A 14,440-nucleotide genomic window follows, 5' to 3' on the forward strand; every position below is an offset into this window, starting at 1 on the left:
AGTTTGATGTTGCATCGGTCAATTCGATTGTACTGCCAGTTACCCAAAGCGTTCTCTATCACAGTCCAGGGGATGCAGCGCCGCTGAGCTACACATTGGCGCGCGCCTTTTTGGGGGACGTCCAAGACAGCTTCAATGCCAGCCGCTAAGCAACGCTCTTTTGCATCCAGCGCCTCAGCTAGCCAAAAAGCATGGGGCGCATTGGATATGGTTGTAGGCATATTCTGCCGAACGCTTTGCCTTTTCAGACCTGCCATACGCGCACGGTCCACTGTATTCGGACAGCCATCCCAACCAATGCTCTTTTTGCGAACGATACCAAGCACCATCGAACCCAGCCCCCACACCTATCGTTTCCTCCATCGCACGGGTGCGGGGAAGATACTCTGGCAGTGGGCGGATGTAGGCGCGTAAAACAAGCGGTTGCATGGGCGCGCTACTCTTGGGGTAGGTCTGGGACAAATATCTGTTTGAGCGGTATCATAGAGCGGTAACGCGGTGCTAGCTGGGCGTAGTGTTCGAAAATTAGCTCTACAAATTGCTCACCATTGATAAGCCTCAGTTTGGCTCGGTTGCGCTCCAACTCTACAGCGCCGCGTGCGAATGAACCTAAATTGACGAACAAGCCGTATTCACCGTCCCCAAGCGTCCCCAAGAGTTGGTCGACATCTGAGCGCGGCGTTTGCCCTGTAGTTCGTTTGCATTGTACTTGACGATAGGGGGTTGGAAGCCGAGTGGGTCCATATGGGCGATAACGTCCACGCCACCATCGCCGCTCTTTGGTGTAACGCGGGCGGTGTAGCCCATGCACTCCAACAAGTGCGCCATGAAGTCCTCGAATTGATGGCCCGTGAGCTGCGTCATAAGGCGCTTAATGACGAAATCAGTAGAATTGGCCTCAGCTTGCACTGAGACAGCAACGGTAGCTGTGTCGTCGTCTGTGGCGTCCTCTGCGGTATCTTGGTCCGCTAAAGTGCTAGGCGAGGGGGCTTCGACGGTTGGGTCAACTTTGCCTATAAATTCGAGTGCGTGCCGTTTGACGCGGAACATGGTGAGAAATGAGCCAATCTCATTCAGCGCGCTTTGACTAAATCCATCGCGGGGGAAGTGGCCCAGCCATTCGACAAGCTGGCGCGTAGGATAGTCGTCTGGATCACCTGCGTGATGCTGGGTATTTCCTTTGAAACGTCCAATGTTTACCATGCGGTCCGCTTTGGGCGGATACACAAAAATATCACCAGCCTTGATCTCATGTAGGAATTTGAACATAGAACCGGCATCGATGGGTATCGCGCCTTTCTTCTTGTCAGGATAGGCCAGAGCCAGCGCTTCTTTGAACGCGTCACGAGTGGGGGCGAGTTTGGTTATATCACCCATCTTTGGCCAGCCGATTGCGACGTAGCCATTTTCTACGGGACGGTCGCTGACATGGTGAGCCATGTGGACACCCCAAACGGTCCACGCGCGGCCATCAGCCCCCCTCACGGAAGGAGGGGTAGAGCATCATACCGCCATCCACGAAGAGCGTTGTGCCAATCACATAGTCCGACGTATCAGAGGCGAGCCAGACGGCAGCGCGGGCGATGTCTTCGGTCTCGCCGATCCGGCCATAGGGGATGAGCTTGAGCATTTCCTCACGACCTTCTTCATCCTCCCAAGCGTGTTTGGATCGTCCGCATGTATTTGAACGGTGCCGTCGTCGGCAGTGCTGAAAGTGGGGCGAGCGATAAAATATGCTTGGCCTGCTGCTTTCAATTCGGTGTGGTCAGCCAGGGCATTCCTTCCCTGAAAGTGGTGAGTATTAATGTCCCACCTGAGTATCCATGTGCCGTGACCGAACCGCTTTGACGAGTTCCTTGATGGGCCGTTGCGCATGGATGACGTTCACTTGACTGGAACTGCTTTATGTTATTTCCGCTAACGCTGGCGAAGGGGCTAGGAGTGCCAGTGCGAAGGCCCATATGTCAAGCGGTTTGAGGCCGACGTTCTACTGCGGTTGCCTTAATAAGGTCATGATTCATCACTTGAAATGGTCAAAGTGTAGCTCTTATTCTCGAAGTTCATCAGACGGCAAATATCCCAAAAACAATATTATGAACCTAAGAAAGACGATACATATGCGCATTACAAAAGCTCTTGTTTCCAGTTTCCTTGCGATGACTTTGGCTGCCCCGGTGCTGGCAAACCCCAATGAGGCACCTGACTTCACTGTCGAACTTGCGCGGCAGCTAGGCATGCCCACTTCTGCAGTGAATAAAGTAGAGAAAATGGGTGAGGACCTCACGCGCGAAGGTTTGACGGCGCATTACTTTACGGCTTTTGAAGCTGAGGTCTCTTCAATGCGCGAAATGTTTGCCAAAGTCGACGGCGGCGACGGTTACGTTGTGGTTCAAAAGGTTCTCGATACGGGCGACAGAATTCCAGTGATAGGTAATGTTCTGGGCGCTTATGAAGAAAACGGTTGGGAGGTTCGGGTGAATATCGAGGATGTACAAATGCCCGGTGGCCGCCCCATGAATAGCTTCCGCAGCGGCAATACCATTGTCATGCAAGCCGGAACTGACAAGCTTGAAGCTTTTTTGAAGCAGCGTGATGAGGCGCTTGAAACAGCACAAGAGCTAAAGCTGGCAGAAATGGAACGGAAGGCCGAACAGGATGCTTTGGCGCGTGATTTAGAGCGCAAACAGAAAGAAGCTAAAGCCAAGGCTGCCGCTAAGGCAGAAGAGGAGCGTCGCCTTTATGAGAAAAAGGTTGAAGCTACTCGTATCGCTGAGCGCGACAAGGCCGACGCGATGCTCATGAGCCTGTTTAGCATGGACAAAGCTCCAGAGTTGGAACTGACGTACGGCGGCATTCGCGCACCTGCTACTGTGGAAATGGTTCGGGCGGATGAGAGCATGGTCGAGATGAAGGCGACCTTTGAACTAGGGATGGGTAAAACCTATACAACAGATGTGAAATTCAATCTGAGCCATGAAGAGAATACGCTTCGCATGGGCATTCCTCAGGTTAAGAACTGGCGGGGCGGTTCGAATCTTTGCACCATCATTTCCGAGCCAAACACAGAAGGTGGTTTTATCTTGTTCAGCGACACCGCTAATTTCGGTTCGTGCGGTTTGGAGTTGCTGGTCAAAGGTCTGGACATCTCTAAGTCTGAAGGATGAACTAAATTTGGCGGCATTGCGAGTGGAGCCAGGCTAAGTTGTATTAACGGGCAGTAGGAGACTGCCGCCCGTCTTCGATCCTTCTCTTCATTTAAGAAGAGCCGCTCGGAGCGACTTAGGTTGAATCGTTCCTGTTAAGTTGCTCCCCTGAGAGTGGTTAGTATTAGTGTCCCATCTGAGTACCCATGCGCCGCGACGAAACGGGTCTGACGGGTTCTCTGGTGGACCCAGTGGCGGGCTTTGGGTTTCGTGGTGGTCCCATCGGCATAGACGACGGGTACTCAGGCGGACCTTCTTCTGTTTCTTTCGCCAGTGTCGCCAATCGTTCGTGGCAAGCTGAGTGCCACTGCGAGTCTGCATTCGCTTCGTGGTTGGGAGCCATTCGTGGGCTTTCCGATGATACCAGTTGCCGGGGTTGTGCAGGGCGATGAAGCCCTTTTCCTCCAATTCGACAAACGCGCGCTGGGCGGTTCCTTTTGATATGCCCAGCGCGCTAACGGCTTCATTCATGGAAAGTCGTACGTTGCCGTTGTTGCCGCCGTTGAAGCGGGTATGCAGTTCGAGCCAAACTTTGACGGCGGCCCCCGAAAGGGACCGCCATGCTTCAGACTTCAATTGAGCATAGGGCAGGATGATGTACTGCCCTTCGCTGTCACGGCGCTTGCCTTTCGCCATTAGCGATGCCCTTCGCGCAATTCGTTTAGCGTTCGGACCCAGTGACTGGGCAGGCGCTGCTTGCGAGCCAAATGGCGCTCGAAGGGAGTGAGCGGGATGCTGAACGGTGCGTTGTGATGTAATTTCATGTTCACGGTTTTCCATCCAATAGCTGGATGCTTGCATCACAGGTAAGGACGTAGCGGGCATGCTGGCCGAGATAGCTGCCTTCATGCGGCTCCATGATGGTATCTATTGGGACGCCTCGTTCACGGAGGTCGAACACGTATCCAGACCATCTTGGCGCTGGACGTGTGATAGGTGTGACGCCTTTTGGACCTGTCTCGGCTAAATGTGCCATGGCCCAACCCAAGCGGCCCTTTAGTTTGAGTGTGCGGGGTTCTTCGCTCGAAAGCGCTACTTCAATCTTCATAGACTGAATCCTTTACGTAAGGATTGCAGCGCGGTAATGGGAAGGTGTTAAGACGACCCAGCGCCTGCGCCAGTTTTGTTACTGCGTGGGCTTTGTATTATCCGCCATAGTGCGCATTGGGGTGAGAAGCCAGCCAAGCGGCTACAGCACTTTCAGGCCATGCCACTGCGCGTTTGCCGATGCGGATGGGGCGCGGGAAATCGCCCGCGTCCACCATGGAGTAAAGGCTTGATCGGCTAAGTCCTGTAGCAGCTTCGACTGCGGGGCGGCGTAGGTGTTGTTCTGGCACGTCGCGGTTCCTTTCGGCTAAATGCGGTTCGTGCTGGAATACTTGACGGTTTTTGGCTCAACGTAAATCTGGGCAAGTGGGCAAGTGGGCAAGTGGGCAAGTGGGCAAGTGGGCAAGTGGGCAAGTGGGCAAGTGGGCAAGTGGGCAATGGCTGGGCGTCCTTTGCCTATTGACGTTGCCCTGTGATTGCCCACTTTGAATGCAGCCCGTTTTGCTTTAGCGAACGCACTATACTCCGCCGAGAATAGCCGACTCTCGCTTCTACGTCTGGCCACGTCGCGCCGCCCTTTCCATCAGGGAAGGCTGCCAAAATACACTCAAGAATGTGGTTCTCAGGTTTTTTTCTGGATTGGCGCTTGGCTCTACTCTCTTCGCGCGCTACCCAGTCGATTTCGCCAAAGCCCAAAGTTTCGTAATGCTCATGGTGAGTTTGTGGAACATCTGCCTCGTTCCAGCAAATAGACCAGCCGACAATCGGCCTTATCTGTTGGCGTAATTGTATCTGTCCATGAATCCGTGAGCGCCTTGAGCTTCGCGCCCCTGGTTTCAATTGTGTGGACGATATCCAAAAGATCGCGCGTCGATCGCGCCAGTCGGTCGAGCCGCGTTACAATCAGCACGTCACCTTCGGATAGCGCGTCGAGGCCTCTATTCAGCTCGGGACGATCCGATCACGCGTCGCTTATCTTCTCCCTGAATGCTGATGCGCACCCCGCACCGCCAAGCTGTGTATCGAGGGTCTGGCCGGAAGTGGAAACGCGGGCATATCCGATCAAATTCATGCCACCAATATGTACGCGATTTATGAACGCGCCAAGTGGTTAATATCATTGGAACGAGAAAGGCGTGCATTAGTCTTGATTTATGCAGGTAAGGCAATTGTGCATTACATATCTGAGTCATCTGTTTTGGGAATAGATTTAGATTTCAACGCGTCAAGACTGGGGAATGAACTATCATGGATAGGATCAATCTGCCCACCTCGAAATCAAACCGCGAACTGGAAGTATTACTTGGCAAAATCCGCTTCGCCGTTGAAATCTTGCGCCACCAGTAGTCGAGACCGAGGCGGGTCAGCGTACTGGCGCGAAGCGCGGGCTCGTCGTAGTAGGGCGCGAGATGGTTGCGCCATACCTTGAGGCATTCCGGGTTGAAGCAATTCGCTCGCCAATCTGGGACGAAAGCCACTGGAAGCTCTGCATATGCCCTGTAGGTGCCGGTTTTTCTAATGATTGGGATCGCCCCGTGGAGAATGGCTTGCCAGGCTTTTGGCGACGGATCGAGTCCACCACCCTCAACGCAAAACACAAAGGCGTGGTTCTCGACTTCCGCGAGAAACTCTGGTTCTGAAAGCTCTTCCCGAGCAACGGTGCACCAGTCAGACCATTCACCCTCGGCGCGGGTCGTAACTTCGCGGCGAATTTTCCATTGTTCGCCTTCGCGCACGCGGTGGGCGCAGAATGCGCGGAGTGGCCTGGTTGCCGTTGCAGAGGTGTGGGGTATACTTATACCTGCCCTCAGGCAGCCCCTCGGGAAACACCATTCCAGTAGGCAAGGCTACAAAACAGTCATTATCGGCATCCGAAAGGTTTTCCGCAAACCACCGGATCAACATGGGATGGTTCAATATAGCCTGGATACACGCGTCTTCTGAATCGTCGAACGACCGCCAGCGTTTATCCAATTGCCGAGGTATCGTCGTATCTTCTGACCCGGATACGAGAACGAACGGCGTACTCAAGCATGGCAAAATCTGATTTGCGAAGGCGCGGACAGCAGCAAAAGGGTTGCGGAGAGACAAGAATATATGACGGGGGGGATCCGTACGCAGGTTCTTGTGCAGATGCGTCGTATCGCTGTTGGTGTCACTCAACACAACCCAGTCGCAACGGCTCGCGATGCCTTAAATCTTGTAGGCGGCGGAACCCAAGTTCTTTGGAAATAAACGCATTGACAGCGGAATGAAAAAACCCGTCTCTTCAGATGCCGCATTGAGGTCCCGGTCGGGACTGGACACAATCGCCATTTGATCAGACCACCCGAGCTCGGAGCGCATCGTAGGTTGATTGAAATTCGGGAGAAAGCGCGACCGATTCGGAAATCGAGTTCCGCCTAAGATCAGGCTCAAAAAAGGAATTGGTGTCTTCCGATTGCGAGATACCGATAAAATCCAGAATACCGTTCAATTGCTCTTGGTAATCATCAGCTGAGCTATCGAATGAAATAAGCGGGACATATTGTTTTTCGCAGACATCGAGAAGCAGACGGTTATAGTGGAGCCAGAGCTCCATACCTTTCTCGAGGGGAAACTGGTTTCGCTCTTGAAGGGACCGCGCCGCCGCTACAGGATGGCGGAACGATCCGACGATCTGGGCATCAGGTATGGCGTCAAGCCACCCCTGTAGCACCAGAAGAGTTCGTGGTTCCTTGAAGCCCCATTTCCGATCCGACGGATATTCGCCAATAAGCCGATCGCGCTCGGCAATGCGCTTGGCAGCCCATTTTACAGCGAGGGACGGAGGGTCACTCCAAGTAGCCTGGTTGTCCGCTAAAACCGCATCGTTGAGAGCCATGATTCTGCGGTTTTCCCGGTTGCCTTTGGGGTTCGTGTGAGGCGCTCGGTCAATATCTCCCATTTCCAGCCCAGCGGCCTCTAGACAACCGGTCAAGCAACTGGTTCCACTCCGGTGCATGCCGAGAATAATAACGGGTTCTATCATAAGTTTTGTCAGGCCTCCAATTGCAAGTCAGCTAAACAGATATAGAGTTTCTGCCTTAGCTCAAGGATGAATTTGAGAAGCCCCACCTGAGTGGATTGAATGCTGGCGCATGATTGGCCTGAATTCCACCCCGACGCCCATCGTGCCACGAGATCGTCCTATTCTTGCCGATCCTAGGCTCATGGAAACAGGCTTCGATGATGCCCGTCCTGTGGTAGTCGGGAAAACACGCTACCGCCCTGTTTCGCTGGTTCTGACTTCGTCTCAAAACAGACGGAAACACAACACAGGCGAAGGAGTGTCTAGTATGTCTCGCGGGCTTTGCTGGAGGTCTCCGGATTGCTGCACACCATGTCGTTCGCATCGGAACCGGCCCTGCCAACCGATGGTCGCCTCCATGCATTCCCGAAAGCCTACTCCGTGCTGTCGGGTTTGTCGGTCAGTACTGTGTTGATGATTGCGACGTAGCGGTCGGCGAGGTTGCGAACGTCCTGGTGCGCAAGTTCGATGATTTGCCGCAACTGAGTGTGGTCCCCAATTGGTTCGTAGCCTTGCGACATCATGTGCGCCTCAATGGCCGAGATCCTGATCGGATCGTCGGCCAAAAACTCCCGAAAATTCCTATCTGCTTTTCGCGCATTGCAGGCGCGACAGCTAGGGACGAGATTGCCAAGCCGATGCTCGCCGAGAGCCTGTTTGTTGATGGGGACGATGTGGTCCATAACCAGTTCCCCTTCTGCACCGCAATAGGCGCAAGCTCTGTCGAACGCATCAACCACTTCTTGCCACTGGGGCGCGTTGAACTGCTCATCGCCGAGACGGCTTAGAATGTTTCGTACCAGATAATTCTGTGCGTTTCCGATGGCGCTTCCCTTGTAACGACCTCGCGCAGCACGGGTGGCAGCGTCGGATGGCAGGGCATCGGAAGTCGCTGGCACAGGGTGAAAATCTGCGGGGAGTCCTTTGCTGGTCAAGTAACGCTGCAAAAGGGGAAGGCTCTTGCTGGTCGGAGGATTGAACCATTGGCTCGTCACGCGCACGGGGACGCCATTAACCTCATATACGCGCGTCCAGTACCTGACCCGATCAGCGGCACTTATCTGGGCCACCTGACGGCAAAACGGATAATTGATATCGAAGGTTTCTTTTGAATATCTCGGGTCTTGCAGGCGCGCAAATTCTTCGGGCTCAGTGTCTTCGCAGTATTTGAAGATTGCCGGAACGCAGCTTTGGACAATCTGACCTATCTTCATGAATCCTCCGTAATGCTTGCAAAGAAAGCCTACCCGCGGAGCTATTTTTAGACGACTATCATTTTCGGCCAAGGTTGACTTCCATCAGCGAAACGCTCGCTCCGCCCGGCGCATGCGAAGCTTACAGTAATTTGCAGCCAGTCACGCTTCCGTCTACAATCACTTTAATCAGGAACGCAGCCTTTCAATTCGACCCAATTTCAAGCTGAACCGTGATGGCGCACGCACTGAGTAGTGCTGTCTCTGCGCGAAATAGGGGGCAGCGTCATCGCTCATTCAGAGACTGGTTCGAATTCGTCTGGCAGCCCCGCTAGCGCTTTCATACAATGCTTGATTATAGGTAGCGTTACGGCCATCTCTTCCAAGAACGCCAAAACCCCTCAGTGAAAATCCCGCGACTTCGGAATTACCCTTACTTCACGCGGGTGTGCGTGCATCGCCATTTGGCCGGGCAGCGGATGGGTCGGGTGATCGCCCCGCGTGGTGATGCCGGGCATCGGCGCATCCGACAGCGCGGCGAGCCGGTCAGAGCGGTCCTCCAGCCGGTCGGCCACCACATGGATCACCCGCCCGTCGGTCTGCACGCGGCCTTCCACGACCAGCAAGCGTGCAGCCATGATCGTGGGGCGGTAGAGCTTGAACATATTGGGCCAGATCACGAGGTTGGCGACGCCGCCTTCATCCTCTAGCGTGATGAAACAGACGCCCTTGGCGCTGCCCGGCTTCTGGCGCACCAGCACCAGTCCAGCGAGCTTGACCCGCCGGCCATGCCCCATCCGCGCCAGATCGCGGGCCGAGGAAAACCCCTGCGCGGCGAGACTCGAGCGGTAGAACGACATCGGATGCGCCTTGAGCGACAGTCGCAGCGTCTGGTAATCGGCCACCACCTGTTCGGCTTTTGGCATCACCGGCAGGGCGACTTCCGGCTCCGGCCCCTGAGACGCCGCCTCGGCATGGTCAAAGATCGGCAGCGCGGGCGCGTCGCGCAGCCCTTGGCTCTGCCACAGCGCTTGGCGCCGGTCGATCCCCATGCTGCGCATCGTGTCGGCGGCGGCCAACTGGCGGATCGCCTTGGCATCCAGCCCGGCGCGGGTCTTGAGGTCTTCGACATCGACAAAAGGCGTCTCGCGCCGGTCCATGATCCGCACGGCGGCTTTCTCCTGCAACCCATCCACCATGCGCAGCCCCAAGCGCAGGGCAAAGCCCTCGCCACAAGGCTCCAGCGTGCAGTTCCAATCCGAGAGGTTCACGTCGACGGGCCGCACCTCGACCTGATGCTCGCGCGCATCGCGCACGATCTGGGCGGGCGCGTAAAACCCCATGGGTTGTGAGTTCAGCAGCGCGCAGGCAAAGGCCGCCGGATAATGGCATTTCATCCATGAGGAGACATAGACCAGCTTGGCGAAACTCGCGGCATGGCTCTCAGGAAAGCCGTACTCCCCGAACCCCTTGATCTGGTCAAAACAGCGCTGCGCAAAGACCGGGTCATAGCCGCGTTTGGTCATCCGGCCGACCATCTTGTCCTGCAGCTTCTCGATCGTCCCGCGCGAGCGGAAGGTGGCCATGGCCTTGCGCAACTCATTGGCCTCGGCGGGCGAGAACCGCGCCGCGTCGATGGAGATTTTCATCGCCTGTTCTTGAAATATCGGCACGCCTAAGGTGCGGCTGAGGATGCTGAACAATTCGTCCTGCGGATAGGCCGGGCCGGGGGCGGGGTAGACGACGCTCTCGAGCCCCTGACGGCGGCGCAGATAGGGGTGGACCATATCGCCTTGGATCGGGCCGGGGCGGACAATGGCGACCTCGATCACCAAATCATAGAAGACGCGCGGCCGCAGTTTTGGCAGCATCGCCATCTGCGCGCGGCTTTCGACCTGAAAGACCCCCAGACTGTCGCCCCGGCAGAGCATGTCATAGGTCGGTCGCCCGGTGGCGTCGTCCTCGTGATCCTCCACCGGGACGGTCGCCAGTTCCAGCGGGCGGTCGTAATGCGCTTCGATCAGATCAAAGCATTTGGCTATACAGGTGAGCATGCCAAGGGCGAGGATATCGACCTTGAAGATCTGCAGCGCGTCGATGTCGTCTTTGTCCCATTCGATGAAACTGCGCTCGGGCATGGCGCCATTGCCGATGGGGACGATCTCGGTCAGGGGGCGTTCGGTCAGGATAAAGCCGCCGACGTGCTGGCTCAGGTGCCGCGGCATGCCGATCATCTGTTTCGCCAGCGTCAGAACCATACGCAGATAGGGGTCCGACAGGTCCAGCCCCGCTTCGCGGGTGCGATCATCGTCCATCTGGCCCTCGAAACTGCCCCAGATCGTGCCCGCGAGTTTCGAGGTGACGTCCTCGCTGAGCCCCATCGCTTTGCCGACCTCGCGAATGGCCGAGCGCGGGCGGTAGTGGATCACCGTGGCGCAAAGCCCGGCACGGTGGCGGCCGTATTTGCCGTACATATATTGGATGACTTCCTCGCGGCGCTCATGCTCGAAATCCACATCGATGTCGGGCGGCTCATCGCGTTCCTCCGACAGGAAACGCTCGAACAGCAGGTTATGCACCGCCGGGTCAACCGAGGTGATGCCGAGGCAGAAACAGACGGCGGAGTTGGCCGCCGAGCCGCGTCCTTGGCAGAGGATCGGCGGCTGCGCGTCCTGCCGGGCAAAGCGCACGATGTCGTAGATGGTCAGGAAATAGCGGGCGATCTTTTTGCTCTCGATCAGGGCGAATTCCTTGTGGATGGTCTTTTCCACCGCCTCGGGCAGGCCGTCAGGATAACGCCGCGCCGCGCCCTCCCATGTCAGGCGCGACAGTTCCTCCATCGGCGTGCGGCCTTCGGGCACGATCTCATGCGGGTATTCGTAAGCTAGATCAGTGAGTTGGAAGGTGATCTTATCCGCCAGCCTGCGCGTCTCGGCGATGGCATGGGGCCAATCGGCAAAGAGGCGCAGCATGGCTTCGGGGGATTTCAGGTGCCGCTCGGCATTGGCCTCCAGCAGATAGCCCGCTTTCGGCACGATGACCCCTTCGCGGATCGCCACCATCACGTCCTGCAGGGGGCGGCGGTGGCGGGCGTGGTAGAGCACGTCGTTGGTGGCGAGGAGCCTCAGCCCATGGGCGCGGGCGAGCGCATCCAGCCGGTTGATCCGCGCCCGGTCATCGCCGCGGTAGAGGTGGCTCGCGCCCAGATGCCGCATGTCCGGCAGCGCCTTGACCAGCCGCGGCAGGCCGGCGGCAAAGACGTCGAGGTTCTCGGGTGGCATGACAATCAGGTGCAGCCCTTCGGCGTGTTGCGCCAGCATTTCCAGCGTCAGATGGGTCTCGCCCTTTTGCTGCCATTCCCCGTCCACCGATTGCATCTTGCCCGCCGACAAAAGCGTCGAGAGCCGCGCATAGGCGGCGCGGTCCTGCGGGTAGGCCAGCAGTTCGGTGCCGCAGAGCAAAACCAGCCGCGCGCCGATCAGGGGGCGGATATGGGCTTTCTCGGCCTCCACATGTATCCGCACCACACCCGCCAGCGTGTTGTGGTCCGCGATGCCGATGCTGTCATAGCCGTGGTGATGCGCCGTCTCGACCAGATCGACGGCGTCCGAGGCGGCGCGCAGGAAGGAGAAGCAACTGGCCAGCCCAAACTCGACATATTCCGCACGGGGCGGGGTGCTGAACCCGTCTTCGCCCAGCGTGCGGCGCTTATGTCCCTCCTGCTCGGGCATCAGGCGAAAAGCCCATGCAGAAACCAGCGTGGCTCGGCCCCGCGCCCGTCGTGGATCACCCCCTCGCGGTAGAGCCAGAAGCGCTGGCCGCCTTCGACCTCCACCTTGTAATAATCGCGCAGACGGGTGCCGGGGCGGTCGCGCCACCATTCGGGCGCAATGCGCTCCGGCCCCGCGTGGCGCATGGTTTTATAGGTTACGCGGCGCCAGTTGAACTGCGAGGGCGGGCCTTCGGGCACGGCATAGATCACGCGCACTTCCTCGGGCGGGGTCAGCAGGCGCAGGGGGCGGTCGCGCAGCAGGGTGGGTGCCGCGGTGGGCGTGCCTTGCAGCGCATCGACGCGGCGCTCCACCCGTTCGGGCCTGTGGCTCTCTTGCCAATCGGGCCAGCTGACCTTGTCCGCCCCCAGCTTGGCCGCGAGACGGTCGAGTAGGCCTGCTACATCCGCCGAGGGGTCGCGTTTGCCGTCGAGGTGGTCTTGGATCAGCGGCAGCGGCTCGCTGTCGGTGGCCTCCAGCGTCAGCAGGTCAAAACCAAAGCCGCTGTCGATGTTCTCCAGCTTGCCGTCGAACAGCCTGCGCAGATGCGTGGGGTCTCGGCTGGCCCGCGCCGTGGCGACGCCGAGGGCGCGCCAATCGCCGTCGATGCGGTAGATCGTGAGCCTGAGCCGCCGTGCGCCCAGTTCGGCGCGGGCCAGAAGGGTGCAGAGGTCCTCGACCAGCGTGGGCAGATGCGGGGCGGGGTCGATCACCGGTTCAGCCAGGCGGCTGCGGGTCATGAAGTGGCGATGGTCGGGCGGGGCGTTGAGCGGATCGGGCGCGGTGCCGAGCGCTTTGTCGAGCAGGATCAGCGGGTTGCGGTCAGGCTTGAGGCTGGCGAAGCGGCGCATTAACGCGGCGCGAGGCAGATCGGAAAGCGCGCCGATGGTCTTGAGGCCGAGCCGGTCCAGTAGCCGCGTGGTCTGGGCGTCGAGCCGCAGGGCGGCGACGGGCAGGGGGGCGAGGGCGGTGGCTACATCTTCGCGCCCGCAAATCTGCGCGCCGGAGCCGAAGCGCGCCAGCGCCTGTGCGGCACCGGGGGTGGGGGCCATGGCGACCCGTGCCGTCAGCCCTTGCAACGCGAAACGCGCCCGGATGTCGCGCAGCATCGCGGCTTCGCCGCCGAACAGATGCGTGCAGCCGGTGACGTCCAGCAGCAGACCGTGGTCCACGTCCCGCGCCGTCCAAGGGCACCAGCGCCGCGCCCAATGCACCAGCCGCTGGATCAGCGCCTCATCACCTTCCAGATCGGCAGGCTCGACATGCAGATCGGGGTGGATGGCCTGCACATCGACCACCCGCGCGCCTGCCTCGATCCCGCGCGCCTGTGCCGCAGCACTTAGCCCATGGACCACCGGCCCATGGCTGCCGTCGCGTGACAGGACGACGGCCACGTCATCCCCCGGTACGCTGCGGTATTGGGCGATCACCCGGCGCCACCGCTCCATCGTCAGCATAGGGAACCAGACGGAGACGATCTGCGGCGCGGGGGCTTTGGCGTTTTTCGGGGTCATGGCTGGCCACCCAACGGCCCGGTGGATGCCCGCGGGCGCGAAACAGGTCGAGATCCCACCGCGCCGCGCCCGGCGCCTGCGCGTCCTGCGGATGGGCTTGCGAGGGCAGGGCAGAGATGCGCCAGCGCATCCGTGCCGCACTCAGGCCCCCCGGATCGCCGCTGCGAATGAGATAGAGCGGCACGCCCGAGGCCTCGGCCCGGAGCGACAGCCGTTTGGTGGCGGTGAAATCCAGCACCTCCGGCCCGCCATGGACCTCGCCGATCACCGCAGAAAGCCCCGCGCAGGCCGCCCCTTCCTCCATCGTCCAAAGCACGTCGCGCGGGTGGCTGACGGTGACCAGCAGCACCGGCTGCTCCAGCCCGAAACCGCGCAGGCTGGGGGTATAGGGCGCCCCATTCTCGCGCCGCGACAGAAAGTCTTGCACCCAAAGCACCGGGCCGGCGCTTTGCGGCAGCAGCGAGAGCACAAAACCGGTGGCCGAGGGGGCTGCAAACCCGGTCGGAAACACATCCGTCAGCGGCGCATGTGTGGCCAGCACCCCCGGCTCGGGGGGCGTCGACGGCTTGCGCCGTGGCAGGGTAAGGACCTGCCCATATGAAGAATCGGTTGTCATGCACGAATCCATATGTTCACATTTTGTTCTACATATAAATCACGAACT

At 58.6% G+C, this 14,440-nt stretch carries 14 protein-coding genes and 1 pseudogene; 2 read left to right on the forward strand and 13 right to left on the reverse strand.

The genetic code is table 11. The features are described 5' to 3' along the window. Positions 1-436 precede the first annotated feature (436 nt). From BLS57_RS20105 to BLS57_RS20030, 3 genes are read right to left on the reverse strand one after another with little or no spacing between them, the layout of a single operon-like run. A complete protein-coding gene (locus BLS57_RS20105; protein ID WP_425274336.1) occupies positions 437-655 on the reverse strand; it encodes a hypothetical protein in 219 nt (72 codons plus the stop codon). Next, positions 610-1,440 (reverse strand): restriction endonuclease, encoded by an 831-nt coding sequence (locus BLS57_RS07560; protein ID WP_208597532.1) that lies wholly within the window; start codon positions 1,438-1,440, stop codon positions 610-612. The genes BLS57_RS20105 and BLS57_RS07560 overlap by 46 nt, the downstream gene beginning before the upstream one ends. Before the next feature lie 31 nt (positions 1,441-1,471). Further along, positions 1,472-1,756: an SDR family oxidoreductase gene (locus BLS57_RS20030; protein ID WP_341868826.1), complete on the reverse strand. Its 285-nt coding sequence runs from the start codon at positions 1,754-1,756 to the stop codon at positions 1,472-1,474. Positions 1,757-2,117: 361 nt separating this feature from the next. Between BLS57_RS20030 and BLS57_RS07570 the strand changes: the two genes are divergently transcribed. Further along, positions 2,118-3,164, forward strand: coding sequence for a hypothetical protein (locus tag BLS57_RS07570; RefSeq protein ID WP_093740809.1), 1,047 nt, complete (start codon positions 2,118-2,120; stop codon positions 3,162-3,164). An 87-nt stretch (positions 3,165-3,251) separates the two neighbouring features. On the opposite strand, the gene BLS57_RS07575 is transcribed toward BLS57_RS07570, so the two are convergent. The 7 genes from BLS57_RS07575 to BLS57_RS07600 form a co-directional block, all read right to left on the reverse strand. After that, the gene (locus tag BLS57_RS07575) at positions 3,252-3,839 is read right to left on the reverse strand and encodes a helix-turn-helix domain-containing protein (protein ID WP_093740811.1); all 588 of its coding nucleotides are present in this window, start codon (positions 3,837-3,839) and stop codon (positions 3,252-3,254) included. Between the two features lie 130 nt (positions 3,840-3,969). Beyond that, on the reverse strand, positions 3,970-4,251 hold the full coding sequence (locus BLS57_RS07580; RefSeq protein WP_093740813.1) for a winged helix domain-containing protein: 282 nt from the start codon (positions 4,249-4,251) through the stop codon (positions 3,970-3,972). Positions 4,252-4,348: 97 nt separating this feature from the next. Further along, positions 4,349-4,540 carry a helix-turn-helix transcriptional regulator gene (locus BLS57_RS07585; RefSeq protein ID WP_093740815.1) on the reverse strand — a complete coding sequence of 64 codons (192 nt, stop codon included), beginning with the start codon at positions 4,538-4,540 and terminating at the stop codon, positions 4,349-4,351. A gap of 419 nt (positions 4,541-4,959) precedes the next feature. Further along, complete coding sequence (locus BLS57_RS20110; RefSeq protein WP_208597543.1) at positions 4,960-5,196, reverse strand: recombinase family protein; 237 nt, start codon at positions 5,194-5,196, stop codon at positions 4,960-4,962. Positions 5,197-5,467: 271 nt separating this feature from the next. Next, positions 5,468-5,986: a hypothetical protein gene (locus tag BLS57_RS19585; protein WP_139186617.1), complete on the reverse strand. Its 519-nt coding sequence runs from the start codon at positions 5,984-5,986 to the stop codon at positions 5,468-5,470. A 584-nt stretch (positions 5,987-6,570) separates the two neighbouring features. Then, complete coding sequence (locus BLS57_RS07595) at positions 6,571-7,260, reverse strand: sulfotransferase family protein (RefSeq protein WP_093740818.1); 690 nt, start codon at positions 7,258-7,260, stop codon at positions 6,571-6,573. A 413-nt stretch (positions 7,261-7,673) separates the two neighbouring features. Further along, entirely contained in the window at positions 7,674-8,513 is an 840-nt protein-coding gene (locus BLS57_RS07600; protein ID WP_093740821.1) for an HNH endonuclease, read from the reverse strand. Positions 8,514-8,598: 85 nt separating this feature from the next. Here BLS57_RS07600 and BLS57_RS19925 point away from each other — a divergent pair. Next, a pseudogene (locus BLS57_RS19925) lies at positions 8,599-8,748 on the forward strand (IS6 family transposase); the annotation flags it as partial. 145 nt (positions 8,749-8,893) lie between these two features. Here BLS57_RS19925 and BLS57_RS07610 read toward each other — a convergent pair. Genes BLS57_RS07610 through BLS57_RS07620 form a run of 3 tightly spaced genes read right to left on the reverse strand, consistent with a single transcriptional unit; the run spans position 8,894 to position 14,392 of the window. Further along, positions 8,894-12,223 (reverse strand): error-prone DNA polymerase, encoded by a 3,330-nt coding sequence (locus tag BLS57_RS07610; RefSeq protein ID WP_093740824.1) that lies wholly within the window; start codon positions 12,221-12,223, stop codon positions 8,894-8,896. Continuing rightward, the gene (locus BLS57_RS07615; protein WP_093741214.1) at positions 12,223-13,710 is read right to left on the reverse strand and encodes a Y-family DNA polymerase; all 1,488 of its coding nucleotides are present in this window, start codon (positions 13,708-13,710) and stop codon (positions 12,223-12,225) included. The genes BLS57_RS07610 and BLS57_RS07615 overlap by 1 nt, the downstream gene beginning before the upstream one ends. Continuing rightward, positions 13,658-14,392, reverse strand: coding sequence for an ImuA family protein (locus BLS57_RS07620; RefSeq protein WP_244153625.1), 735 nt, complete (start codon positions 14,390-14,392; stop codon positions 13,658-13,660). The genes BLS57_RS07615 and BLS57_RS07620 overlap by 53 nt, the downstream gene beginning before the upstream one ends. Between the last annotated feature and the right edge of the window lie 48 nt (positions 14,393-14,440).

This window comes from Sulfitobacter delicatus (assembly GCF_900102535.1).
GTDB lineage: Bacteria > Pseudomonadota > Alphaproteobacteria > Rhodobacterales > Rhodobacteraceae > Sulfitobacter > Sulfitobacter delicatus.